The 25,025-nt window shown below is 72.2% G+C and carries 22 protein-coding genes and 1 tRNA gene; 3 read left to right on the top strand and 20 right to left on the bottom strand.

Features of this window, described 5'->3' with window-relative positions; all coding sequences use genetic code 11:
• Positions 1 to 13 precede the first annotated feature (13 nt).
• The 7 genes from AB4039_RS34150 to AB4039_RS34120 form a co-directional block, all read right to left on the bottom strand.
• Positions 14 to 247 (bottom strand): hypothetical protein, encoded by a 234-nt coding sequence (locus AB4039_RS34150; protein ID WP_030229679.1) that lies wholly within the window; start codon positions 245 to 247, stop codon positions 14 to 16.
• 144 nt (positions 248 to 391) lie between these two features.
• Positions 392 to 464: transfer RNA gene (locus AB4039_RS34145), tRNA-Ala, on the bottom strand.
• A gap of 113 nt (positions 465 to 577) precedes the next feature.
• Positions 578 to 1,234, bottom strand: coding sequence for a histidine phosphatase family protein (locus tag AB4039_RS34140; protein WP_266841623.1), 657 nt, complete (start codon positions 1,232 to 1,234; stop codon positions 578 to 580).
• Positions 1,231 to 1,677 (bottom strand): ribosome silencing factor, encoded by a 447-nt coding sequence (rsfS, locus tag AB4039_RS34135; RefSeq protein WP_030008628.1) that lies wholly within the window; start codon positions 1,675 to 1,677, stop codon positions 1,231 to 1,233. The genes AB4039_RS34140 and rsfS overlap by 4 nt, the downstream gene beginning before the upstream one ends.
• Before the next feature lie 141 nt (positions 1,678 to 1,818).
• Positions 1,819 to 3,543, bottom strand: a complete 1,725-nt coding sequence (locus AB4039_RS34130) for an LCP family glycopolymer transferase (protein ID WP_442272586.1) — start codon at positions 3,541 to 3,543, stop codon at positions 1,819 to 1,821.
• Between the two features lie 24 nt (positions 3,544 to 3,567).
• On the bottom strand, positions 3,568 to 4,185 hold the full coding sequence (nadD, locus tag AB4039_RS34125; protein WP_030229675.1) for a nicotinate-nucleotide adenylyltransferase: 618 nt from the start codon (positions 4,183 to 4,185) through the stop codon (positions 3,568 to 3,570).
• 63 nt (positions 4,186 to 4,248) lie between these two features.
• Entirely contained in the window at positions 4,249 to 4,416 is a 168-nt protein-coding gene (locus AB4039_RS34120) for a hypothetical protein (protein WP_037687136.1), read from the bottom strand.
• A 139-nt stretch (positions 4,417 to 4,555) separates the two neighbouring features.
• Here AB4039_RS34120 and AB4039_RS34115 point away from each other — a divergent pair, with 139 nt between their 5' ends.
• Positions 4,556 to 5,659 (top strand): M48 family metallopeptidase, encoded by a 1,104-nt coding sequence (locus AB4039_RS34115; protein WP_442272585.1) that lies wholly within the window; start codon positions 4,556 to 4,558, stop codon positions 5,657 to 5,659.
• Here the strand turns inward: AB4039_RS34115 and AB4039_RS34110 are convergent.
• The 7 genes from AB4039_RS34110 to AB4039_RS34080 all read right to left on the bottom strand — a co-directional run bounded on the left by AB4039_RS34110 (position 5,643) and on the right by AB4039_RS34080 (position 12,413).
• Entirely contained in the window at positions 5,643 to 6,989 is a 1,347-nt protein-coding gene (locus AB4039_RS34110; RefSeq protein ID WP_442272584.1) for an SCO2583 family membrane protein, read from the bottom strand. The genes AB4039_RS34115 and AB4039_RS34110 overlap by 17 nt on opposite strands.
• 67 nt (positions 6,990 to 7,056) lie before the next feature.
• Positions 7,057 to 7,596, bottom strand: a complete 540-nt coding sequence (locus AB4039_RS34105; protein ID WP_442272583.1) for an SCO2584 family spore wall biosynthesis protein — start codon at positions 7,594 to 7,596, stop codon at positions 7,057 to 7,059.
• A 77-nt stretch (positions 7,597 to 7,673) separates the two neighbouring features.
• Positions 7,674 to 8,957 carry a glutamate-5-semialdehyde dehydrogenase gene (locus AB4039_RS34100; RefSeq protein WP_266838976.1) on the bottom strand — a complete coding sequence of 428 codons (1,284 nt, stop codon included), beginning with the start codon at positions 8,955 to 8,957 and terminating at the stop codon, positions 7,674 to 7,676.
• 262 nt (positions 8,958 to 9,219) lie between these two features.
• Entirely contained in the window at positions 9,220 to 9,648 is a 429-nt protein-coding gene (locus tag AB4039_RS34095) for a hypothetical protein (protein WP_442272582.1), read from the bottom strand.
• Positions 9,649 to 9,732: 84 nt separating this feature from the next.
• Positions 9,733 to 10,860, bottom strand: a complete 1,128-nt coding sequence (proB, locus tag AB4039_RS34090; protein ID WP_266838978.1) for a glutamate 5-kinase — start codon at positions 10,858 to 10,860, stop codon at positions 9,733 to 9,735.
• Positions 10,861 to 10,938: 78 nt separating this feature from the next.
• A complete protein-coding gene (locus AB4039_RS34085; protein WP_266838980.1) occupies positions 10,939 to 11,433 on the bottom strand; it encodes a GtrA family protein in 495 nt (164 codons plus the stop codon).
• Positions 11,430 to 12,413: a glycosyltransferase family 2 protein gene (locus AB4039_RS34080; RefSeq protein ID WP_266838981.1), complete on the bottom strand. Its 984-nt coding sequence runs from the start codon at positions 12,411 to 12,413 to the stop codon at positions 11,430 to 11,432. The genes AB4039_RS34085 and AB4039_RS34080 overlap by 4 nt, the downstream gene beginning before the upstream one ends.
• Before the next feature lie 157 nt (positions 12,414 to 12,570).
• Between AB4039_RS34080 and AB4039_RS34075 the strand changes: the two genes are divergently transcribed.
• On the top strand, positions 12,571 to 15,450 hold the full coding sequence (locus AB4039_RS34075; RefSeq protein WP_266838983.1) for a bifunctional glycosyltransferase family 2 protein/CDP-glycerol:glycerophosphate glycerophosphotransferase: 2,880 nt from the start codon (positions 12,571 to 12,573) through the stop codon (positions 15,448 to 15,450).
• On the top strand, positions 15,447 to 16,619 hold the full coding sequence (locus AB4039_RS34070) for a glycosyltransferase (protein WP_266838984.1): 1,173 nt from the start codon (positions 15,447 to 15,449) through the stop codon (positions 16,617 to 16,619). The genes AB4039_RS34075 and AB4039_RS34070 overlap by 4 nt, the downstream gene beginning before the upstream one ends.
• 82 nt (positions 16,620 to 16,701) lie before the next feature.
• On the opposite strand, the gene galE is transcribed toward AB4039_RS34070, so the two are convergent.
• From galE to AB4039_RS34040, 6 genes are all read right to left on the bottom strand, one after another.
• Positions 16,702 to 17,715, bottom strand: coding sequence for a UDP-glucose 4-epimerase GalE (galE, locus tag AB4039_RS34065; protein WP_266838986.1), 1,014 nt, complete (start codon positions 17,713 to 17,715; stop codon positions 16,702 to 16,704).
• 16 nt (positions 17,716 to 17,731) lie between these two features.
• Positions 17,732 to 19,372: a glycosyltransferase family 2 protein gene (locus AB4039_RS34060; protein WP_266838988.1), complete on the bottom strand. Its 1,641-nt coding sequence runs from the start codon at positions 19,370 to 19,372 to the stop codon at positions 17,732 to 17,734.
• 55 nt (positions 19,373 to 19,427) lie between these two features.
• Positions 19,428 to 20,873 carry a GTPase ObgE gene (gene obgE, locus AB4039_RS34055; protein WP_266838989.1) on the bottom strand — a complete coding sequence of 482 codons (1,446 nt, stop codon included), beginning with the start codon at positions 20,871 to 20,873 and terminating at the stop codon, positions 19,428 to 19,430.
• A gap of 170 nt (positions 20,874 to 21,043) precedes the next feature.
• Positions 21,044 to 21,298, bottom strand: a complete 255-nt coding sequence (gene rpmA / locus AB4039_RS34050; protein ID WP_030013081.1) for a 50S ribosomal protein L27 — start codon at positions 21,296 to 21,298, stop codon at positions 21,044 to 21,046.
• Between the two features lie 13 nt (positions 21,299 to 21,311).
• Entirely contained in the window at positions 21,312 to 21,632 is a 321-nt protein-coding gene (gene rplU / locus AB4039_RS34045; protein WP_030159347.1) for a 50S ribosomal protein L21, read from the bottom strand.
• Positions 21,633 to 21,914: 282 nt separating this feature from the next.
• Positions 21,915 to 25,025 (bottom strand): Rne/Rng family ribonuclease (locus tag AB4039_RS34040; protein WP_442272581.1); only part of this gene is annotated, 3,111 nt, incomplete at its 5' end.

Genomic DNA, 25,025 nt, shown 5'->3' with positions numbered 1-25,025 from the left:
CAGACTTACCGCGTCACGCGCGTGCGAACTGGTAGAACCGCTTCAGCGTGCAGTGCTCGTCGAGCAGCCGGCCGTAGATCGGCTCGCCCTCCAGCTCCCGGTACGTCTCGATCGGGTCGCCTTTTATGATCAGCGCCCGCGCGCATTCCTCGCACCAGTACTGGTAGTCGGGATTGACCGGGTCCATGTCCCGCACGATCGGCGTGCCGTTGTCGCACCAGTCGCACCGCCGCCGGTGTGCACCCATCCGTCAGCGACTCCCTCCCGCGTCGGGCCGTCGTGTCCCCCTCCGGCCGTCCGATTCTGCCATGCCCGTACCGGCCCGGTCAGCAAGTGCAAAGGGAACAAACGCAAGGATCCCGCCCCCTGTTGGGGACGGGATCCTTCACTGTGGAGCTAAGGAGAATTGAACTCCTGACCTCCTGCATGCCATGCAGGCGCTCTACCAACTGAGCTATAGCCCCGCTCTCCGCTGCGCTTCCCCCGTTTCCGGTGTTCTTCGCTGCGAACAAGAAGAACTCTAGCCTGTGACCAGCCGGAAAGTGAAATCCGGGTCCGAGGCGCCCTGCGGCGGCCCTCAGTCGTCGTCGCCGAGGACCGGCTCCGGCAGCGTGCCGGCGTTGTGCTCCATCAGGCGCCAGCCGCGCGCGCCCTCGCCGAGGACGGACCAGCAGCAGTTGGAGAGCCCGCCGAGGCCCTCCCAGTAGTGCGCCTCCAGGCCCAGCAGGCGGCCGATCGTCGTACGGATGGTGCCGCCGTGGCTGACGACGACGAGCGTGCCGCCCTCCGGCAGTTGGCCGGCGTGGCGCAGGACCACCGGGGCGGCACGGTCGGCCACCTCGGTCTCCAGCTCGCCGCCGCCGCGGCGGACGGGCTCGCCACGCTTCCACGCGGCGTACTGCTCGCCGTACTTGTCGAGGATCTCCTCGTGGGTGAGCCCCTGCCACTCACCGGCGTACGTCTCGCGCAGCGCCTCGTCGTGCTCCACCGGCAGGCCCGTGACGGCGGCCAGCTCGGCCGCCGTGGCGGAGGCCCGGCTCAGGTCGGAGGCCACGATGGCGTCGGGCCGGAGGGAGGCGAGCAGCCGGGCGGCGCGGCGCGCCTGCGCCACACCGGTCTCGGTCAGCTTGATGTCCGTGGAGCCCTGGAAGCGGCGCTCCAGGTTCCACGAGGTCTGGCCGTGCCGCCAGAGGACGATCGTCCTGCCGGACCTGCCCGCTTCGGCCGTGCTCAGAACAGATCACCGTCCAGTTCGTCGTCGCCCGCCGCCTCGCGCAGCTTGGCGTGCTCCTCGGCCTTGCCGATGGTGAGCTTGGCGTCCTCGGGGAGCTCGATCTCGGGGCAGTCCTTCCACAGGCGCTCCAGCGCGTAGAAGACGCGCTCCTCGCTGTGCTGGACGTGCACGACGATGTCGACGTAGTCGAGCAGGATCCAGCGGGCGTCGCGGTCGCCTTCGCGGCGCACCGGCTTGGCGCCGAGCTCCTTGAGCAGCCGCTCCTCGATCTCGTCCACGATCGACTTGACCTGGCGGTCGTTGGGCGCGGAGGCGAGCAGGAAGGCATCCGTGATCGACAGCACGTCGCTGACGTCGTACGCGATGATGTCGTGCGCGAGCCGGTCGGCCGCGGCCTGGGCGGCGGCGGTGATGAGCTCGATGGAGCGGTCCGTGGCGGTCACTGGCCATGCTTTCGGGTTGGCGGGCAGATCCTTACAAGGGTCTCATGTACCGCCGACACCGCCCGCGCGTTACGTCCCGCGCGGGCGGAGTACCAGGTCAGGGCCAGGACGGGGGCCGCACCACGGCCGCGTCGGGCGGGCTCAGGACGGCTTGTAGTCCTTGCCCAGCGTCACCACGATGTCCGCGTTCACCGCGTTCTCGGCCTTCTTCACCGCCGCCTCCGGCAGCCCCAGCGTCTTGGCGACGCCGACCGCCCGGTCCCGCTGCGCGTCGTCCTGGTAGGTGATCTGCGAGGCGGGTGCCGCCCGGTCGGCCTTGCCTCCGTCCACGAAGGCGTAGCCGCCGTTGAGCAGCGCCGCCTTCGCCGCGACCTGCGCCTTCTCGTCACCGGTGGCGTCCTTGAGACCCACCCGGGGGGCGGCGCCGGGCTGGGCGGCCGTGAAGGAGCCGCCGAGGAGCTCCTTGACCACCCGCTTGTTGGCGTCGTCGGTGAGGCCGCCGTCCGGCTTCACCGAGAGCACCTCGGTGCGGTAGGCGCCCACCTTGGCGTGCTCGCCGATGCGCGACAGCAGGGCGCCGAGGCTCTGCGCGTCCAGGCCCGGGTCCAGGATCTGGCCCATGCTCTCGACGGTCGTGGCCGCCGCCTTCGGGTCGCCGGGGATCTTGCGCAGGACGGCGTACAGCACCTTGCCGGTGCGCTCCAGCTGCTTGGCCTCCGGCTCGCCCTGGGCCCGGTGGGTGGCGTACGCGACGGCCATCGCGCCGGTCAGGGCCTGCTTGGGGCCCTGTCCCACGGCGGGGGCCTTGGCCTGGTCGTCGGCCGGGACCGCCGTGTCCGTGTCCACCTCGATGCCGCCGACCAGGTCGACGAGGCGTTCCAGGAAGGGGGTGTCCAGGCGCCAGGTGCCGCCGATGTGGGTGCCGAGCACGGTGTCGAGGGCTTCGCGGGTGCCGAGGCTGCCGTCCTCGACCGACTTGCCGAGGGAGGTTCCGGTGCCGTCCTCCTTGGCGACGCCGAGGGTGTTGGGGAGCAGGACGGTGGCGCCCTGCTTCGCGGTGACGTTGTCCACGAGGAGGACGGTCGAGCTGCCGCCCCGCTTGGTGTTGCGGAGGTGGACGACGATCATGTCGCGCTTCTGCGCCCCGGCGGCGGCCGCGGCGCCCTTCTTCTGGCCGGGGCCGTCGAGGAAGGGCAGCTTGCCCGCGTACCAGAGGTAGCCGAGGCCGCAGACGACGAAGACGGCCAGGACGACGATCAGCGCGACCACCCGGTTGCGGCCGCGGCGGCGGGCCTCCTCGCGGCGCTCGGTCCGGCTCTCCGTGAAGGCGAGCCAGTCGATGACGTCCTCGGAGTCGTCGTCCTGCTGGTCGATGAAGGCGAACTGCTCGGTGCGGTAGCCGGCGGCCGCCTCCGGGTCCGCGGCGGCCTCCCGGCGCGGTGCGGGCACGTGCTGCGGCTCGGGCCGTGCTTGGGCCTGGGGGGCCTGGGGAGCCTGGGGGGCCTGCGTGGCCTGCGCGGTGGCCGGCTCGGCGTGCTGCTGCGGGATCCACTGCCGGTCCTGCCGGGTGTCGTACCCGTAGGAAGGGTCCTGGGGCGCGGCTGCCTGGGGCTGGGGAGACGGGGGGTACTCCTGCTGCGGCACGTGGTACTGCTGCTGCCCCGGCGCCCCCTGGTCGTACGACTGCCCGTACGAGGGGTCGTACGTCTGCCCGTACGCCTGCTCGTACTGCTGCTCGTACCGCGGCGGGGCGGGCTGGACGGACTGCGCGGGCACCTGGCCGTACACCGGTCTGCCGTAAGGGTCGTAGCCGATGAGCTGCTGCCGGCCGGCGTACGGGTCGTACGGCTCCTGTGGGTCGTTCACCGCGGGGCCCCTCTCTCCGGAAGCTCAGGCTCCCCGGTACAGCTCACGCTTGTCGATGTAGCGCACCACACCGTCCGGCACCAGGTACCAGACGGGATCGCCCTGCGCGACGCGCGCACGGCAGTCGGTGGAGGAGATCGCCAGCGCGGGCACCTCGACCAGCGAGACCCCGCCCTCGGGCAGGCCGTCGTCGGTGAGCACGTGGCCGGGCCGGGTCACTCCGATGAAGTGGGCGAGGGAGAACAGCTCGTCGGCGTTGCGCCAGGTCAGGATCTGGGCGAGGGCGTCGGCGCCGGTGATGAAGAAGAGGTCGGCGTCGGCGTTGAGCGCGCTCAGGTCCCGCAGGGTGTCGATCGTGTACGTCGGACCGCCGCGGTCGATGTCGATGCGGCTCACCGAGAACTGCGGGTTCGAGGCCGTCGCGATGACCGTCATCAGGTAGCGGTCCTCCGCGGGGGACACGGCCCGCTGCGACTTCTGCCACGGCTCGCCCGTCGGCACGAAGACCACCTCGTCGAGGTGGAAAAGGGCGGCCACTTCGCTGGCGGCCACCAGGTGTCCGTGGTGGATCGGGTCGAACGTCCCGCCCATGACGCCGAGCCGGCGCTTGACCGGGCCCGTAGGCACTTCCTGCTCTCCCATGAGCGCAGAGCCTACTGGCCCGGTGGCACGTCCACGGCGGCCGGACCGGAACCCGAGCCGGGTCTAGCGGTCGCGGTTGAGGCGGGTGGTCACCCACAGCATCAGCAGCAGGATGCAGAAGGCGCCGCCGCCGGTCAGGTAGGGGCTCAGGCTGTCGTGGTTGCCGCCGTGCTGCTCGCCGCCCTCCGCAGCGAGAACGACCAGGTTGTGGGCGGTGGTGGAGAGGCTCATCAGGCAGGTACCTATCGAGTCGGGAGCGGGCGGAGACTTCGCTCACATCGTATGCGGGGGCCCGGGGCACGCTCACGCCGACTCAGGCGTTGGAGAGTATGGACGTGAGGCAGCAGAGCCGATCGAGGGGGAGGGCGCTATGACGGACATCGGATTCGACAAGGGACCGGCACGCAACCGCAGGAGGTTCCCGGGCATTTCCTCGCGGGCGTACGAGCACCCCGCGGACCGCTCGGCCCTGGTGGCGCTGCGCAAGCTGAGCGGTTTCGACACGGTGTTCAAGGCGCTGAGCGGGCTGCTCCCGGAGCGCAGCCTGCGACTGCTGTTCCTGTCGGACTCGGTGCGCGTGGGCGAGACCCAGTTCCCCCACCTGCACGAGATGCTGCGCGACGCCTGTTACATCCTGGACCTGGAGCAGGTCCCGCTGATGTACGTGCAGCAGGATCCGCGGCCCAACGCCATGTGCATCGGGCTGGACGAGCCGATCATCGTCGTGACGACGGCGCTCGTGGAGCTGCTCGACGAGGAGGAGATGCGGGCGGTGATCGGCCACGAGGTGGGCCACGCGCTGTCCGGGCACGCCGTGTACCGCACGGTCCTGCTGTTCCTGACGAACCTCGCCCTGAAGGTGGCGTGGATCCCGCTGGGGACCGTCGCGATCACGGCGGTCGTGACCGCGCTGCGGGAGTGGTTCCGCAAGTCGGAGCTCTCGGCGGACCGGGCCGGACTGCTGGTGGGCCAGGACCTCAACGCCTCGATGCGGGGCCTGATGAAGCTCGCCGGCGGAAACCACCTGCACGAGATGAACGTGGACGCCTTCCTCGCCCAGGCCGAGGAGTACGAGGCGGGCGGGGACCTGCGCGACTCCGTCCTGAAGATCCTCAACATGCTGCCGCGGACGCACCCCTTCACCACGGTCCGGGCGGCCGAGCTGAAGAAGTGGTCCCAGAACCGGGACTACCAGCGGATCATGGACGGCCACTACCCGCGGCGCGAGGAGGACAAGGACACCTCGGTGACCGACTCCTTCCGTCAGTCCGCCTCCCACTACGCGGACTCCGTGCGCGGCAGCAAGGATCCGCTGATGAAGCTGGTCGGCGACATTGCGGGCGGCGCGGGCGACCTCGGCGGCAAGCTGCGCGACCGGTTCACCGGGGCCGCGGGAGGCGGCGGGTCCGCCGGATCCGGCCGCTCGGGGGGCAAGGACGACGAGGGCCCCGGCGGGGCTACGGGCCAGGGCTGACGGAGGCCGCCTCCCCCGGCGGCGCCGGGTCCCGGGTCGTGGGTGCGGGGCGCAGCGCGGCCGGGCTCGCGGGGGCCCGGGTCGCGGGGACCTGGGTCGCGGGGGCCCGGGTCGCCGGATCCCGGGTCGTGGCGGCTTGGCTCGCCGGATCCTGGGTCGCGGGGGCTTGGGTCGCAGGGTCCTGGGTCCCGGGGTCCTGGGTCGCCGGGTCCGTGCTCGCCGGGAGCCGGGCCAGGACGCCGCAGAGCCCGGCGGTCCGCCTCGGGTGACCGCTGGCGTACGGGTCGCTCGCGGGCGGGCCGACGGTGGTGGGACCGGCTCCGGCCGGCAGCGGGCGGAAGCCCTCCGCGGGCTCGGTGGCGCAGTCCTGCGGCCCGGCCATCACGTACGCCGACACCAGCTCGGTCCGGCCCGTCGTGAGGTCCTCCCGGTCGAAGCGCATCCGCAGCTCGCGGCGGACGGTGAACAGCGAGGCCCCGTCGGCGGGGGTCGGCGGGCCGGTGGCCGGGCGGACGGCGTACACGAAGGTGTGGTCGCTGGTGACCTCCAGCACCTCCGCGCTCAGCTCCTCGTAGGCGAGGGTGCCGCTGACCCGGACGCGGGAGTCGGCCACGACGGCCGTGTGCGGGTCGAAGCGGACCAGCCAGCCGGTGGCGGCGTGCCGGCCGTCGCCGGAGGGCGAGGCCATGCTCTCGTCGAACTGGGCGAGCTGGCCGGGGTCCAGCAGGACCCGCACGGGCCGGGAGGCGTTGCCGGCGAGCACGTCCGGGTCGAGCGAGGACTGCACCAGGTAGTCCTTGGCGATGGACAGGGCGGCGACGACCTGGCTCTCGGTGAAGTGGTGGGTGCGGCGCGCGGCCGGCATGGTGATCCCGGCCGCCCCGACCCGGTACTCGGCCGCGGGGCTGCTCGCGTAGAGGTCCGCGGGCCGGCCCCCCGGTACGGCCGCGGCCGGTGCCAGGGGGACGACGGTGCTGCTCAGCGGCTCGGTGTTGCCGCCCGCCGGGGGGACGGAGGGGTTGCGCAGGCCCATGTAGACGGCGACCGCGAAGGCCGTGGCGATGAGCAGCACGAGCAGCATGCCCTGTCGGGCGCCGCGCCCCGGGGTGCCGTTGCCGTGCCCGGAGCCGGCTCCGGACCAGATGGACCGGCTGCGGACGGCCCGGGCGTGCTCGCCCATGCGTTCCAGGGCGGAGAACTCCTGGAGCCGGGCAGCGCGGACGAAGTCCTCGTCGAACACCACCGACCGGTACTCGTCCGGGCGCAGTTCGTCGTCACCCTCGCCGATGCCCTCGGGGGTGCCGCCTGGTGGATCTCCTGGAACGGCCATCGCTTCTCCCCGCTGTCCCCGCTTCAGAGAAGCCCCCAGCTCCGGACGGGCGAGTGGGGTCGTACCTTCAGGGTTGGCGGCCGACGGGGTACGTAAACGCGCCGACACCGGCGACTTCCCCGAGCGGCGTACTGGCGGGAGCGGGTGCCGGATCAGCCTCGCCGGCGGCGCTGCGGTAGACCGCGCTGAAGGCCAGGGCGACCATGCCGAGCCCCATCACGACGGCGAGCACCCAGGCGACGGGGCGCAGCCAGGGCGACCGGCCGCGGTAGGGGCGCAGGCTGCCGCCGTAGGCCCCGTACGGGCCCTCCGCGTAGCCGTAGCCGTAGTGGCCGGGCTCCCATCCGGGGTCGTCGATCCCGTACCCGTCGGGATGGCCGTAGTCGTCCTCGCCGGCCCAGCCTCCGGCGACGCGGGCGGCCTCGGCGTCGGCGCGCGCCCGGTCGGCGGCGCGCTGGCGCTCGGCCGCGCTCGGTTCATGGATCTCGGCGTTCCGGACGAAGGCCTCGTCGAACACCACGGAGGCGAAGTCCTGATCCGCGCCTCCGCGGTCGTCGTCGGGCTCCCCGTCGTCCGGGAACGGCTTGCCCCCCACGTCGTCCGGCACGGGACCAGCGTAGACCTGGGGGGCTGCTTTGGGCAGGGTGTAAGCCGGAATCCGGCCACACCGTGTTCGGGGTCCGGTTACCGGACGTGACCGTCGCCGGTGACGATGTACTTGGTGGAGGTGAGCTCCGGGAGACCCATCGGGCCCCGGGCGTGCAGCTTCTGGGTGGAGATGCCGATCTCGGCGCCGAAACCGAACTGACCACCGTCGGTGAAGCGGGTGGAGGCGTTCACGGCGACCGTGGTGGAGTCCACCAGCTGGGTGAAGCGGCGCGCGGCGGCCTGCGAGGTGGTGACGATCGCCTCGGTGTGGCCGGAGGTCCAGCGGCGGATGTGGGTGACGGCGTCGTCGAGGGAGTCCACGACGGCGGCGGCGATGTCGTAGGACAGGTACTCGGCGGCCCAGTCCTCGTCGGTCGCGGGGAGGGCGGTGACCTTGGACTCCTCGGCGTACGAGAGCACCTGGGCGTCTGCGTGCACGGTCACCCCGGCATCCGCGAGGGCGTCCAGCGCGAGCGGGAGGAAGGCCGCGGCGATGTCGCGGTGCACGAGGAGGGTCTCGGCGGAGTTGCAGACGGAGGGCCGCTGGGCCTTGGAGTTGACGAGGATGTCCACGGCCATGGCGAGGTCGGCCTGGGCGTCGACGTAGACGTGGCAGTTTCCGGTACCGGTCTCGATGACCGGAACGATGGACTCCTCGACGACGGTCTTGATGAGGGAGGCGCCGCCGCGCGGGATGAGCACGTCGACGAGGCCGCGGGCGCGCATCAGCTCGCGGACGGAGTCACGGGACTCGCCGGGGACGAGCTGGATCGCGTCGGCGGGCAGGCCGGCGCCCTCGATCGCGTCGCGGAGGATGGCGACGAGGGCCTGGTTGGAGGCGTAGGCGGAGGAACTGCCGCGCAGGAGCACCGCGTTGCCGGACTTGAGGCAGAGGGCGGCGGCGTCGACGGTGACGTTGGGGCGGGCCTCGTAGATGATGCCGACGACGCCGAGGGGGACGCGGATCTGGCGGAGGTCGATGCCGTTGGGGAGGGTCGAGCCGCGGACGACCTCGCCGACGGGGTCGGGGAGGGCCGCGACGTCGCGGACGTCGGAGGCGATGGCGGCGACGCGCTCGCGGGTGAGGGTGAGGCGGTCGATGACGGTCTCACTGGTGCCGGCGGCGCGGGCCTTGTCGGTGTCGACGGCGTTGGCGGTGACGATCTCGGCCGTACGGGCCTCCAGCGCGTCCGCGATCGCCAGCAGGGCCGCGTCCTTGGCGGACCGCGGGAGTGGGGCGATCGCCGCGGCGGCGGTGCGGGCGGCTCGCGCGGTGGCGAGGACGGGCGAGGTGGCGGTGGCGTCGTCGAGCGAGGTCATGCGGCCCAGGGTAGTCCCCGGCCGGCGTCGCGCGGCCGCGGTTCCACCCCGCGAGACGCCGCGCCGGGCGGGGGGAGGCCGGTACCCGTGGTCGGCGCCCGGCCGTGGTCCGCGGGCCCGTTGCCGCTGCGCGGGGCCGGGTCCCCTGCCCGCCCTTCCACCGTTCCCGCCTCAGCCGCCGGCACACGGCTCCCGACACGGCGCTCCGCGCCCGCGCCCCGGACACCGGCGCGGCTGGATCTTCACGGACCGGCCGGCACGCTCAGTACGGGTGCACGCCCACCGGGTGGGCCGGCGGCGGGCCGTAGCCCTCCGCCACGCGCTGGTGGTAGGTGGCGCGGTCGATGACCTCCAGGCCGACGATCTCCCACGGCGGCAACTGCGCCGTGGAGCGGTGCTCGCCCCAGAGTCTCAGCGCGACGGCGGCCGCGTCGTGGAGGTCGCGGGCCTCCTCCCAGTACCGGATCTCCGCGTGGTCGTCGGCGTACCGGCTGGTCAGCAGGAAGGGGTGGTCGTGCGCGAGCTGCTCCAGCCCGCGCCGGACCTCGGACAGCGGCGCCGGCTTGCCGGAGACGCTCAGGGTGATGTGCCACAGGCGGGAGGCGTCCCGCTCGGCCCCGCCGCCGTCCGCGTCCCCGTCCCCGCCTTCGTGCCGGTCCCCCGTGCCGACGCTGGTCAGCGCTCGTCTCACCAGCCGCCTCCTGTCTGCGCTACGCGTGTCCGCCCCCCACAGTTGACCAGTCCCCGGCCCCCCGCGCGGCGGTTTTGCCGAACCTCAGCCCTGGAGCAGGACCAGATCGTCGCGGTGGACGACCTCCCGTTCGTACGCCGGTCCGAGCTCGCGCGCCAGGTCCCGGGTGGACCGGCCGAGCAGCTGCGGAAGTTCCTTCGCGTCGAAGTTGACGAGCCCCCGGGCGACGGCGCGGCCGTCGGCGGAGCGCAGCTCGACGGGGTCTCCGGCGACGAAGTCGCCCTCGACGGCGGCGATCCCGGCGGCCAGCAGCGAGCTGCCGCGTTCGGTGACGGCGCGCACGGCGCCGTCGTCCAGGACGAGGTGCCCCTGCGGGGTCGACGCGTGCTGGAGCCACAGCAGCCGGTCGGCGGAGCGGCGGCCGGTGGCGTGGAAGTGGGTGCCGGTCGGGCGTCCGGTCAGGGCGTCGGCGGCCTGGCTGGCGGAGGTGAGGACGACGGGGATCCCGGCGGCGGCCGCGATCCGGGCGGCTTCGACCTTGGTGACCATGCCGCCGGTGCCGACCCCGGCCTTGCCCGCGCTGCCGATGGAGACGTGGGCGATGTCCTCGGGGCCGCGCACCTCGTCGATGCGGGTGGTCCCGGGCAGGGACGGGTCCCCGTCGTAGAGGCCGTCGACGTCGGAGAGCAGGACGAGGAGGTCGGCGCGGACGAGGTGGGCCACCAGGGCCGCCAGCCGGTCGTTGTCGCCGAAGCGGATCTCGTCCGTGGCGACGGTGTCGTTCTCGTTGACGACGGGCAGGGCGCCCATGGCCAGCAGCTGGTCCAGGGTCCGGTAGGCGTTGCGGTAGTGCGCGCGCCGGCTGGTGTCGTCGGTGGTGAGCAGGACCTGGCCGACGCGGATGCCGTAGCGGGCGAAGGAGGCGGTGTACCGGGCGACGAGGAGGCCCTGGCCGACGCTGGCGGCGGCCTGCTGGCGGGCGAGGTCCTTGGGACGGCGGGCCAGGCCGAGCGGGGAGAGTCCGGCGGCGATGGCGCCGGAGGAGACCAGGACGATCTCCTTCTCGCCGCCGCTGCGGGCCTTGGCCAGTACGTCGACCAGCGCGTCCACCCGGTCGGCGTCGAGTCCGCCCGCCGCGGTGGTCAGGGAGGAGGAGCCGACCTTGACCACGATCCTGCGGGCGTCCACGACACCTTGCCTAGCCGTTGACACGTCTTTCCCCTCACCAACCGACCGATCCGTTCGACCGGCCCAATCTACGGGGTGGCGCGGCGGGCCCGCCCGCCGGTTTCAGACCGTGGACGAGGACCGCTCCGGCTCGGCACCGGTCTGCGCCGCGGCCCCCGCGCCCGCGCCCGTCCCCGGGATGAGGATCTTGCGCGAGAGCAGGAAGGTGAACGGGATGGCCACGACGGCCGCGACCAGCGGCGCGATGCGGGTGTCCATCCCGGCCCAGGTGACGAGGGCGTACAGACCGACCGACTGGATCACGTAGTTCGTGACGTTGGTCAGCGGGAAGAGCAGGAACTTCTTCCAGGTGGGCCGGGTGCGGTAGGTGAAGTAGGTGTTCATGAAGAACGACCCGATCATCGACAGCACGAAGGCCAGCGTGTACGCGGCGAAGTACGGCATCCACGGGTGCAGCAGCAGGTAGAGGGCGAAGAAGGTTCCGGTGTTGACGCCGCCGACGAGGGCGAAGCGGAAGATCTGCCCGAACTGTTCGCGGCGGCCGCGCGCGGGAGGGGACGCGGAGGGGGAGGCGGACGGGGAAGGAGAGGCGGTCATCGGCGGCTGCGCTCCACGATCACGGCTTCGGAGGCCTCGGGCATCCGCTCGGCGGTCACGCCGTGGGCTTCCTTGACCAGGAAGTGCGGGCGGCGCTTGGTCTCGTAGTAGATGCGTCCGATGTACTCGCCGATCAGTCCCAGCATGATCATCTGAACGCCGCCGATGCCGGCGATCATCGCGACGAGGGTGACGTAACCCGGCGAGTCGATGCCGTTCGTGATCGCCATCGCGGTGATCCACAGCGCGTACAGGACGGTCAGTCCGACCAGCGACACGCCCAGCCAGATGCCGATGCGCAGGGGCCGGTTGTTGAAGGAGATCAGCCCGTCCATGCCGTAGTTCAGCAGGGAGCCGAACTTCCACTTGGTCTCGCCGGCCTCGCGCTGGGCGTTGCGGTAGTCGAAGTGGACGGTGTCGAAGCCGATCCAGGAGAAGAGGCCCTTGGAGAAGCGGTTGTACTCCGGGAGCGCCAGCAGGGCGTCGACGGCCGGGCGCGAGAGCAGCCGGAAGTCGCCGACCCCGTCGGCGAGCTCCACGTCGACCCAGCGGTTGACCCCGCGGTAGTAGAGGCGGCTGAGCGCCGAGCGGACCTTCTTGTCACCCTCGCGGGTGCGCCGGGCGATGACCTGGTCGTGGCCCTGCCGGTAGTGCTCCAGCATGGTGGCGATCAGCTCCGGCGGGTGCTGGAGGTCGGCGTCCATGATGACCACGGCATCGCCGGTGGCCTCCTTCAGCCCGGCGAGCATGCCCGCCTCCTTGCCGAAGTTCCGGCTGAAGGACACGTACCGGGTCTGCTCCCCGTACGCCGCGGCGATCGTGCGGAGCTTTCCGAGGGTCCCGTCACGACTGCCGTCGTCGACGTAGCAGACCTCGTACTCCACGGGCAGGGTGTCCAGGACCCTGCGGATCTCTGCGTCGAAGCTGTCGATCACGGCTTCTTCGTTGTAGCAAGGGACAACTACGGACAGCTTGGTCATGGACACTTCCTGCTGGCTCCGAACGGGTGATTGTCGGCGACCGGACCCGCCACTCACCTCTCCTTAGAAGTATGCACGCCGGACGTCGGCCTGCCTGAGTCGCGTGCGGCACACGGTAGCTTTGACTGGATAAGCGGAATGGAACGAAGGGATCGAGGTGCACGTGCCTGACGTCTCCGTGGTCGTCATCGTCTACAACGACGCAGAGCGTCTGCCGACAGCCGTCCAGTCGGTTTTGGACCAGACCCTGCGCGGGGTCGAAGTCGTGATCGTGGACGACTGCAGCAAGGACCGGTCGTACGAGGTCGCCCAGGAGCTGGCGGCGGCGCATCCGGAAAGGGTGCGCGCCTTCAGGCTGCCCGAGAACAGCGGCGGCTGTGGCGCGCCCCGCAACCACGGGATCCGGCAGACCACCGGCCGGTACGTCATGTTCCTGGACAGCGACGACGTACTGGAACGCAACGCCTGCCGGAACATGCTGGCCGCCGCCGAGCGCACCGGGGCGGACCTGGTCTCGGGCATGTGCGTGCGCGTGCACCTCGACAACCGCTGGAACAAGACCACCGAGTGGTACCCGTGGATCTACGCGCGCACCCGCACGCTGGACTCCATCACCGAGTACCCGGACCTGCTGGTCTACGACACCCTCTCCACGAACAAGTGCTACCGGCGCGAGTTCCTGCTGGAGCAGGGCCTGGAGTTCCCGGTCGGCATCCACTACGAGGACCTGCTGTTCTCGGCGCAGGCGTACGTCGCCGCCCGCCGCATCACGCTGATCCCCAACCACGTGTACTTCTGGAACGTGGTCGAGAAGGCCTCCGCGCTGTCGATCAGCAACCGGCGCCACGAGATCGCGAACTTCGTCCACCGGATGGAGATCCACCGCCGCGTCGACGAACTGCTGGCCGCCAAGGGGCACACGGCCATCAAGTCGGCGAAGGACGCCAAGTTCCTCAAGCACGACCTGGTGCTCCACCTGCGCGACCTGCCCCTGCTGGGCGACGCGTACCGCCAGGAGTTCGCCCGGCTCGCCAACGGCTACCTGGCCGGCATCGACCCGGCCGCGTACGAGAACGTCACGCACCTCCAGGCCATCTGCGCCTACCTGCTGGGCAAGGAGGACTGGGACAACCTCCTGCCGGCCGCCGACGCGATGACCAACAAGGGTCGGCTGTGCTCCCCCCTCGCCGAGCGCGACGGCCGCGTCTACTGGTGCGCGCAGCACATCGACGACCCGGCCGACGACGAGGGCCGCCGCATACTGGACGTCACCGACCAGGGCTACCACACCGCCCCGCTGTCCTCGCTGGCGCTGGGCAACCGGCTCACCTCGTACGAGGACGACGGCCGCGGCACCGTCACCCTCGCGGGCCGGATCGTGAACCCGCTGGGCCGGATCAAGGCCGACACCCCGCTGAAGGCCACCCTGGAGTTCCGGGCCCGGCGCCAGATCGGGGTGCGCTCGTTCGCTTTCCCGGTGACGACCGTGCGCCACGCCGGTGACACGATCGAGTGGAGCACCACGGCCGACGTGGCCTCGACGGTCCGCCCGCTCGGCATCATCGACGCCGTCTGGGACGTCCGGCTGAAGCTGACGGCCGGCGGTGACCGGATCACCACCCGCGTCTCGGTCGGCGGCGTCGACCTGGAGTCCGCGGCCCGGCTGCGGGTGCGTCCGCGCCTGACCCGCCTGGTCTCCGACCGCTTCGAGCCGGAGATGACCAAGAAGGGCAACCTCTCCTACGTCCTGACCGCCGAGGGCCGCGCCGCGGTCCGCACCCAGACGCTGCTCAACAACGCCATGCACGGCAAGGCCGCAGGCGTCGTCAAGCGCAGCCTGCGCCGGGCCCTGAAGGCCCGCCGCAACATCGGTTCGGGCGAGCAGAAGGTGAAGCTCTACCACGAGGTCTTCTCGAAGCTGCCGGTCAAGAAGGGCACCGTCGTCTTCGAGAGCCACATGGGCAAGCAGTACAGCGACAGCCCGAAGGCGATCTACGAGGAGATGGTGCGCCAGGGCGTGCCCTTCGAGGCGATCTGGTCCTACGCGGGCGGCAAGCCCACCGGCTTCCCCCAAGAGGCCACCCTGGTGCGGCGCTGGAGCTGGGCGTACCTGAGGGCGCTGGCCCAGGCCGAGTACTGGGTCGACAACCAGGGCTTCCCGCTGGCCCTGGCCAAGCGCCCCGGGACCACGTACATCCAGACCTGGCACGGCTCCGCGCTCAAGCGGATGGGGTTCCACGAGCCCCGCACCAAGGCGCAGGGCAAGGCGGGCCAGGACCGCTTCCAGGCGGCCGTCGACCGCTTCGACCACTTCCTGATCCGCTCCGAGCACGACGCCCGCACCCTGGCCAAGGGTTTCCGGCTGCGTGACGAGGTGCTGCTGCGCACCGGCTACCCGCGCAACGACGCCCTGGTCGAGGCGCACCGCGCCGAGGCGCAGAGCGGGGAGCGGGTGCGCGGGCCGCTCGCGGCCGAGCTGGGCATCGACCCGGAGAAGAAGGTGCTGCTGTACGCGCCGACGTTCCGGGCGAACGCGGACGGCACGGTGGAGGGCTTCGAGTTCCCCTTCGACGTGGAGGAGTTCGCGGACCGGCTCGGTGACCGCTTCACCCTGCTGGTGCGCACCCACTACCTCAACAGCGTCTCGCTGCCGCCGTCGGTGGCGGGCCGCGTCGTGGACGTGTCCCGGTACCACGACATCACCCCGCTGCTGGAGCTCGCCGACGGACTGATCACGGACTACTCCTCCGTGATGTTCGACTACGCGGTGCTGGACCGGCCGATGCTGTTCTTCGCGTACGACTACGAGAAGTACGCGACGGACATCCGCGGCACCTACTTCGACCTCAAGGAGAAGGCGCCGGGTCCCGTGGTGGCCACGGCCGACGAGCTGATGCAGGCCGTCGGCGCCTTCGACGAGGCGGACGCCAAGTACGCGGAGGCCCGGCAGCGCTTCCTCAGCGAGTTCGGCGAGTACGACCGCGGGGACGCCGCCCGCCAGATCGTCGAGAAGTTCTTCACCAGGAGCGGCAAGTGAGCCAGCAGACCGCCACCGAGGGCGGCCGCGACGTCTTCCTCGTCTCCAACAGCGTGGACGAGCTCGGCGGCGTGACCACCTGGTCCCACCAGATGGCCGGGCTGCTGAGCGGGCGCGGCCACCGCGTGCACGTCGTGGGCATCGCGCCGGTCGCCGAGGAGATCCGGCAGAAGCTGCCCGCCGACCTGCCGTACGAGATGACCACGCTCTACGCGACCCACCCGCCCAAGGCCCGTCGGCTGCACGGCCTCAAGGGCCGCCTCAACGCCCCCGAGCGGCGCCGCCAGGCGGCCCGGCGGGCGCAGATGCGGGCCAAGGCGGACACGCTGAGCGCGATGTTCCGGGCGGCGCGGCCGGGCGCCGTGGTGATCGTCACACAGGTCTGGGCGATGGAGTGGGTGTCCCTCGCCGACACCAAGGGGCTCTCGGTCATCGGCATGAGCCACGAGTCGTTCGAAGCCAGCAACAAGTCGACCCGGGGCGAGCGGGTGCGCCGCTTCTACTCCGAGGCCGACCGGCTCCTGGTGCTCACCCCGGAGGACGCGGACCTGTGGATCCGGGCGGGCATGGAGAACGTCGACAGCATGCCGAACCCGCTGCCGTTCATGCCGCCGGCCCCCGCCCCGCGGACGGCGAAGGTGGTCGCGAGCGTCGGCCGCCTCGCGTTCGAGAAGGGCATGGACCTGCTGCTCGACGCGTGGGCGGACGCCGTGCCGCGCCACCCCGACTGGACCCTGCGGATCTACGGGGCGGGCACCGAGGAGGCCGGCCTGCGCAAGCACTGCACCGAGCTGGGCCTCGACGAGTCCGTGGAGTGGATGGGCAGCACCGCCGACGTGCTGGGCGCCCTGCGCGGGGCCTCCGTCTTCGCCCAGGCCTCCCGCGCGGAGGGGTTCCCGATCACCCTGCTGGAGGCCATGGCGGCGGGTCTGCCCGTGGCCGCGTTCGACTGCGCGCCCGGCGTCCGGGAGATCGTGCGGCACGGTGAGGACGGGCTGCTGGCCCGTCTCGGCAACACCATGGAACTTGCGGCGCACCTGGACGTGCTGATGACGGACGCCGCCCTGCGCGACCGGCTCGGCGACGCGGGCTTCCAGCACGTGCGGCGCTACTCCAGCGAGGAGATCACCGACCGGTGGGAAGAGCTGTTCGCGTTCCTGGAGCGCTGAGCCGCCGCTGATGCCGCGACGAGCCGCCCGCCCCGGATCCGATCCGGGGCGGGCGGCCGCGTACGGCGGTGACCGGGCCGGCTCAGACCGTGTTGAGGTCCTCGTGCGCGGTGGCGGCGGCCGCGCGGTTGGCCTGCCAGCCCGCCCAGGCCGAAGTGACCATCTCGCGGACGTCGTGCCGCGCCTTCCAGCCCAGCTCGGCCGCGATCCGGTCGGCCGAGGCCACCACCTTCGCGGGGTCGCCGGGGCGGCGCGGGGTGACGGTGGGGGCGTACGTGTGGCCGGTGCCCTCGTTCAGCAGCTCGACCATCTCCTTGACGGAGACGCCCTCGCCGCGCCCGATGTTGACCGTCAGGTCCTTGTGGTCCCCGGCCTCGGCCCACTCGGCGAGGCGGCGGGCGGCCACCACGTGGGCGTCCGCGAGGTCCTCGACGTGGATGTAGTCGCGGATGCAGGTGCCGTCCGGGGTCGGGTAGTCGTCGCCGAAGATCCGGGCGCCCTCGCCGGCGTCGTAGCGTTCGAAGACCATCGGGACGAGGTTGAAGACGCCGGTGTCCGCGAGCTCCGGGGCGGCCGCTCCCGCCACGTTGAAGTAGCGCAGGCAGGCGGTGGAGATCCCGTGCGCCTTGCCGGCGGCGCGGACGAGCCACTCCCCGGCCAGCTTGGTCTCGCCGTACGGGCTGAGCGGGGCGCAGGGGGTCTCCTCGGTGACCAGGTCCACGTCGGGCATGCCGTAGACCGAGGCGGATGAGGAGAAGAGGAAGTTGCGGATCCCGGCGGCGGCGACGGCCTGGAGCAGGACCGTGAGGCCGTGGACGTTCTCGTGGTAGTAGTACAGCGGCTTCTCGACGGACTCGCCGACCTGCTTCTTGCCCGCCAGGTGCACCACTCCGGTGATCCGGTGATCGGCGATGGCCCGGTCGAGGGCGAGGCGGTCCAGCACCGAGGCGGTCACCAGCGGAACGCCCTCCGGGACGCGGTGCTCGTTGCCCGTCGAGAGGTCGTCGAAGACCACGACCTTCTCGCCCGCGCGCAGCATCGCCCGGACGACGTGTGAGCCGATGTAGCCGGCTCCACCGGTGATGAGGAAAGTCATGCGTATCTCCCGAGCTCTAGCGTGACCGGCGCGTGCGGGCGCGGTCGAGGCGGTTGCGTACGAAGGTCAGCGCGCCCCCCGCGCCGGGCGCGAGGCGCAGGGCCAGCGCTCCGGCGGCCGTGCGGTAGGGCTGCGCCAGCAGAACACCGTACCGGCTGCTGGGCAGAGCCCGGCGCCGGAGCAGTCCGCCGAGGGGGCGAAGCGAGGTGACCAGGGAGCTCCCGTCGGCGCACTCCACGCCCGCCCGGACGTCCCAGGCCTGCATCCCGCGCAGCCCGCGGCGGCGCCCCGTGGCGGCCAGCGCGGGCAGCCGGAAGGGCACCTCGGCGCTCCAGCCGTCCCCGTCGGGGGCGGACCGCAGCTCCACGGGGCGCGTGGCGACGGCGGCGCCGCCCGCCCGGGGCAGGAAGTCCAGCCGGACGGTGCGCGGGCCGGCCCCGGCGAGGCGGCCGTACAGGTCGCGCACCCGGATCCGGACCGCCCCGCGCCCGGCGGGTTCGGCGTCGACGGTGACGGGCAGCTCGGCGAGGGGCAGGCCGTCGAGCCCGTCCAGCGGCACCGGCAGCTCCGCGCTCCACACCGGGCCGCCGTCGCCGCCGGTGGCGTACGGGGGCAGCAGGCGGGGCGGCTCGGCGGCGAAGCGGACCAGCCGCTCCAGGTCGGCGGGCGGGGCCTCGCTCGCCAGCAGCACGCGCGCGGTCCAGCGGGCCCGGGCGGGGGCGGCCTCGATGTCGGCGTCCGCGAAGCCGGTCAGGTAGTCGCGGGTCAGGGTCCACCAGGCGGCGCGGTAGCCGGGGTCCGAGCCGAGCTCGCGCAGGTACATGCGCAGGTCGTAGTCGAGGAACTTGGCCTGGCAGGCGCGGCCCAGCTCCGGGGAGGCCTCGGCGAGGGTCCGGGAGGCGACGGTGTGCGCGGCGATCCGCGAACGCCAGTTGCCGACGTCGGCGCGGGCCAGGGAGATCGACACCTGGGCGGCGCCGCGGCGCACGTGCCACACGTAGACCGGGTCTCCGATGACCGCGATGCGGGGGGCGGCCGCCAGGACGCGGGAGGTGAAGACGAAGTCCTCGTAGACGAAACGGCCGTCGGGGAAGCGGATCGCGTGCTTCTCCAGGAAGGCGCGCTCGTAGAGCTTGTTCACGCAGAGGGTGTCGCGCACCAGCTCGGGCCGGTCGGCGGGCCGTTCGACGACCTCACCGGGGGTGTACAGGCCGGGCATCCAGGGGACCTCGCGGCCCTCCGGCAGCTCGCGGCGCACGCACGCACCGACCGTGACGGGGGCGCGGTGGGCGACGGCCGCCCGGACCAGGGCCTCGGCGGCGCCCGGCGGCAGGACGTCGTCGCTGTCCAGGAAGAGGACGTACGGCGCGCTCGCGGCCGCGATCCCGTCGTTGCGCGGGGTGCCGCAGCCTCCGCTGTTCTCCGTGCGGTGCACGACCTTCAGCCGGGGGTGCTCGGCGGCGAGGGCGTCGAGCACCCGCGCGGTCCCGTCCGAGGAGGCGTCGTCCACCGCGATGACCTCGGCGACCACCGGGCCCTGGGCGAGGGCCGAGGCCACGGCCTCGCCCACGAGCCCGGCGTCGTTGTACGCGATCACCACCACGGAGACGGCGGGGCCGCCCGTGGTGGTGTCACTGCTGAAATCGCTGCTGCTCACCCGGAGGATCCTAGGCGAACGGCGTAAGGCGGAGTTCAAACGCGTGCGCGTCCCCCTAGAAGGGGCGGAACTCGTCGTACTCCTGCTGGGCGGAGTCGCCGCGGCGGGCTTCCTTCTCGCTGCGGCGCTGGGCGGCCGGACGCGGGGCCTCCATGCGGTGGTCCTCACCGCGGCGGCCCAGCATCTCGGCGCCGGCCATCATGGTCGGCTCCCAGTCGAAGACGACGGCGTTCTCGTCGGAGCCGATGGCCACGCCGTCGCCGGCGCGGGCGCCGGCCTTCTTCAACGCGTCCTCGACGCCGAGGCGGTTGAGGCGGTCGGCGAGGTAGCCGACGGCCTCGTCGTTGTTGAAGTCGGTCTGGCGCACCCAGCGCTCCGGCTTCTCGCCGCGCACGTTGTAGACGTCCTCGACCTCGTCGTAGGTGACGGTGAAGCCGGCGTCGTCCACGGCCTTGGGCCGGATGACGATGCGGGTCGCCTCCTGCTTGGGCTTACGGGCGCGGGCCTTGGCGATGCCCTCGGCGAGGTAGAAGGAGAGCTCCTTCAGACCCGTGCGGGCGACCGCGGAGACCTCGAAGACCTTGTAGCCGCGGGCCTCCAGGTCCGGGCGGACCATGTCGGCGAGCTCCTGGCCGTCGGGGATGTCGACCTTGTTGAGGACGACCAGGCGCGGACGCTTCTCCAGGCCGCCGCCGTAGAGCCGCAGCTCCTCCTCGATGACGTCGAGGTCGGCGATCGGGTCGCGGTCGGTCTCCAGCGTGGCGGTGTCCAGGACGTGCACGAGGACCGAGCAGCGCTCGACGTGGCGCAGGAACTCCAGGCCGAGGCCGCGGCCCTGGCTGGCGCCGGGGATCAGGCCCGGGACGTCGGCGATGGTGTAGACGGTCGAGCCGGCGGTGACCACGCCAAGGTTCGGGACCAGGGTGGTGAAGGGGTAGTCCGCGATCTTCGGCTTGGCCGAGGAGAGCACCGAGATCAGCGAGGACTTGCCGGCGCTCGGGAAGCCGACCAGCGCCACGTCGGCGACGGTCTTGAGCTCCAGGACGATGTCGCCGGTGGTGCCGGGGACGCCGAGCAGCGCGAAGCCGGGCGCCTTGCGGCGGGCGGAGGACAGCGCGGCGTTGCCGAGGCCGCCCCGGCCGCCCTCGGCGGCCACGTAGGTGGTGCCCTGGCCGACGAGGTCGGCGAGGACGTTGCCCTCCTTGTCGAGGACGACGGTGCCGTCCGGCACGGGCAGGACCAGGTCCTGGCCGTCCTTGCCGGAGCGGTTGCCGCCCTCGCCGGGCTTGCCGTTGGTGGCCTTGCGGTGGGGGCTGTGGTGGTAGTCCAGCAGGGTGGTGATCGCCTGCTCCACCACCAGGATGACGTCGCCGCCACGGCCGCCGTTGCCGCCGTCGGGGCCGCCGAGCGGCTTGAACTTCTCCCGGTGAACGGAGGCGCAGCCGTGGCCCCCGTTACCCGCGGCGACGTGCAGCTCGACGCGGTCCACGAAGGTGGTCATGGGTGTTCCTCCAGATACATACGGGAATGTCCCGGGCAGGCCTTGCTGCCCATTAAACGTGTCTATGTGACAACGCGCCGAGGGCGGACCTCTCTTCCCGGCATGCGCCGGGAAGAGACGAGATCCGCCCTCGGGGTGTTACGAACGCTTGAGATTCAGCAGGAGCTGGATCAGGCGGCCGGAACGATGTTGACGACCTTGCGGCCACGGTGCGTGCCGAACTCGACCGAACCGGCCTGCAGCGCGAACAGCGTGTCGTCGCCGCCACGGCCCACACCCGAACCCGGGTGGAAGTGGGTGCCGCGCTGGCGAACGAGGATCTCACCAGCGGAAACGACCTGACCGCCGAAGCGCTTCACGCCGAGCCGCTGAGCATTGGAATCGCGCCCGTTCCGGGTGGACGATGCGCCCTTCTTGTGTGCCATGTCTCAGTCCCTCTTACTTCGCAGCCGTGGGGATACCGGTGACCTTGATCGCCGTGTACTGCTGACGGTGACCCTGGCGACGGCGGTAGCCGGTCTTGTTCTTGTAGCGCAGGATGTCGATCTTGGCGCCCTTGTGGTGGTCCACGATCTCGGCCTGAACCTTGATCCCGGCCAGCACCCACGGGTCGCTGGTCACGGCGTCGCCGTCGACAACGAGCAGGGTCGAGAGCTCGACCGTGTCGCCAACCTTGGCAGTGGAAATCTTGTCAACCTCAACGATGTCGCCGACAGCAACCTTGTGCTGGCGACCACCGCTGCGCACGATGGCGTACACGCGGATCTCTCTCTCACTCGGGACGGATGCTCCTGAAGCCAGCCGCTCACGCGGGCCGGGGCCCACGGTGATCCGGAATTGGACGAGCGGCCTCTCCCGTGGCCCGGCCGCTTGCGCGGACGGTGCGGGAGGAAGGTGCTCAGGAGCGCGACGCACGCTGAACGGGTAATCGTTCAAGACACGCCGACGGTCTAGGTTACGGGGCCGGTACCAGGGGGTCAAACCGGGCCCCGCGCGCCCGTGGGCCCCGCCGCTCGGCGGGGCCCACGGGCGTCACGCGGATCAGCCTTCGGCAGGAGCCGAGACGGACGGCGGGGTCTGCTGCTCCGCCGCCGCGGTCTTCTTCGTCGCCCGCTTCGCCACGGTCTTCTTGGCCGTCGCCTTCTTCGCGACGGTCTTCTTGGCGGCCGCCGCCTTCTTGGCCGGGGCCTTCTTCGCCGTGGTGGCCGCCTTCTTGGCCGGAGCCTTGCGGGCGGCCTTCTTCGCCGGAGCCGCGGGCTCGGCCGCCGCCTCCGGCTCGGCCTCGGCGGCCGGCTCGGCGGCCACGACGGGCTCGGGCTCGCCGGCCGGGGCCTCGACGACCACGATGGCCGCCTGTGCCGCCCCTGCCGGGGAACCGGCGGGCGCGGTGGCCTTGCGGGTGGCACGGCGGCGCGGACGCGCCGGAGCGGCCTCCACGACGGGCTCCGCGACGGGCTCCGCCACCTCGGCCGGAGCGGCCTCGGTCACGGCTTCGACGACCGGCTCGGGCTCGACGACGGGCTCGGCGACCGGCTCGGGCGCGGCCTCGACGACCGGCTCGGGGGCGGTGGCCTTGCGGGTCGCACGGCGACGCGTACGGCCCTTCGGCGCGGCCTCGACCGGCTCCGCCGCCTCGACGGTCTCCACGGCCTCGACGACCTCGACCGCCTCCACGGCTTCCACGGCCTCGGCGGCCGGCAGGAGCACGGTGTCGGCCGGCTCGGTGACCGGCTCGGCCTCGGCGACCGGGGTCACCGGGGCCGCGGCCCGCTCCGCACCCCGCGGGGCGCCCGCCGGAGCGGTCGCCTTGCGGGTGGCACGGCGACGGTTGCGACGCCCGCTCAGACCCGCCGCGGCCTCGGCCTCGGCCGGGCTGCCGTACAGCTCCTCGCCCGCGACGAACTCCGGCTCCGGCAGCGCACGCGGCGCGGCGACCTCGGCGGCCAGCTCGGCCTCGGTCTCGGCCTCGAACACGTCGGTATCGCCGGTCTCGATCACATCGTGCTCGTGCTCGTGGTCCAGGGCCCGGCCACCGCGGCGCTTGGAGCGCTTGCCGTTGCCACCGCCGCCGACCGCGGTCGGGGTCTCCATGTGCACGATGACACCGCGGCCGTTGCAGTGGACGCAGGTCTCGGAGAAGGACTCCAGCAGGCCCTGGCCCACCCGCTTGCGGGTCATCTGCACCAGGCCCAGCGAGGTGACCTCGGCCACCTGGTGCTTGGTGCGGTCGCGGCCCAGGCACTCCAGCATGCGCCGCAGGACCAGGTCGCGGTTGGACTCCAGGACCATGTCGATGAAGTCGATGACGACGATGCCGCCCAGGTCGCGCAGCCGCAGCTGGCGCACGATCTCCTCGGCCGCCTCCAGGTTGTTCCGGGTGACGGTCTCTTCGAGGTTGCCGCCCTGCCCGGTGAACTTGCCGGTGTTGACGTCGATGACGATCATCGCCTCGGTCTTGTCGATCACGAGGGAACCGCCCGAGGGCAGCCACACCTTGCGGTCGAGCGCCTTGGCGAGCTGCTCGTCGATCCGGTACGTCGCGAAGACGTCGACCTCGGAGGTCCAGCGCGACAGCCGGCCGGCCAGGTCCGGGGCCACGTGGTTCACGTAGCCGTGGATGGTCTCCCAGGCGGTGTCACCGCTGACGATGACCTTCGAGAAGTCCTCGTTGAAGATGTCGCGCACGACGCGGACGGTCATGTCCGGCTCGCCGTACAGCAGGCTCGGCGAAGAGGTCGAGATCTGCTTCGACTTCTTCTGGATGTCCTCCCACTGGGCCTGCAGGCGCTCGACGTCGCGGCGCAGCTCGTCCTCGCTCGCGCCCTCGGCGGCGGTGCGCACGATGACGCCCGCGTCCTCGGGGACGATCTTCTTGAGGATGGTCTTCAGGCGCGCGCGCTCGGTGTCGGGCAGCTTGCGGCTGATGCCGGTCATCGAGCCCTCGGGCACGTAGACCAGGTAGCGGCCGGGCAGCGAGACCTGGCTGGTCAGGCGGGCACCCTTGTGGCCGATCGGGTCCTTGGTGACCTGCACCAGGACCGACTGGCCGGACTTGAGGGCGGACTCGATGCGGCGCGGCCCGTTGGCCATGCCGAGCGCCTCGAAGTTGACCTCACCGGCGTACAGGACCGCGTTGCGGCCCTTGCCGATGTCGATGAAGGCGGCCTCCATCGACGGCAGCACGTTCTGGACCTTGCCCAGGTAGACGTTGCCGACGTACGAGGTGGCCTCTTCCTTGTTGACGTAGTGCTCGACGAGCACGTTGTCCTCGAGGACGCCGATCTGGGTGCGCTCGCCGGACTGGCGGACGACCATCACGCGCTCGACGGCCTCACGGCGGGCCAGGAACTCGGCCTCGGTGATGATCGGCACGCGGCGACGGCCCTGCTCGCGGCCTTCGCGACGGCGCTGCTTCTTGGCCTCCAGGCGGGTGGAGCCCTTGATGGACTGGACCTCGTCGGAGGAGGTGGACTCGCTGCGCTCGCGGGCCGGACGCGGCTCGCGGACCTTGACGACGGTACGGACACCGTCCTCGTCGCCCGCCTCGGTGTCGGCGGCGCCGTCACCACTGCGACGGCGACGGCGGCGGCGCCGGCGGCTGGAGCTGGAACCGAGGGCCTCTTCGGACTCCTCTTCCTCTTCCTCCTCCTGCTCGGCGGCCTCGGCCTCGGCCTCGGCCTCCGCGTCCTCGTCGGCGGACTCGTCCAGGTCGGCGGACTCACCGCGACGGCGGCGACGGCCTCCGCGACGGCGGCGGCGCGAGGGGCGCTCGCCCGACTCGTCGGCCTCGTCCTCGTCGAGCTCGGCGGCCTCGGCCTCGTGCTCCTCGTCCACGGCCTCCACGTCGGCCAGCGACACGGGGGCGGACGGCGCGGCCGGGGCCACGGGCTCGGCGGCACCACGACGGCGGCGACGGCGGCCGGCGGGCTGCGCGGCGGCCGGGGCCTGGACCTCGGCGGCGGCCTCGGCCTCGGTCTCGGTCTCTTCCTCCTCCTCGGCCTCCTCCGCGCGCTGCGCGGCGGCAGCGGCCGCGGCGGCCATGGCGGCGGTCTCCGGGGTCTGGAACATCGGCTCGGCGAAGACCGGGGCCTGGAAGACGGCCACGGCCGGGCGGGCGGCGCGGCGGGCGCGGGGCTCCGCGGGGGCGGCGGG

Origin of the sequence: Streptomyces sp. M-16, assembly GCF_052114405.1 — a bacterium.
In the GTDB taxonomy this organism is placed as follows: domain Bacteria; phylum Actinomycetota; class Actinomycetes; order Streptomycetales; family Streptomycetaceae; genus Streptomyces.
The sequence above is the reverse complement of the archived record's forward strand: the minus strand, read 5'-3'. Positions and strand labels throughout refer to the sequence as shown.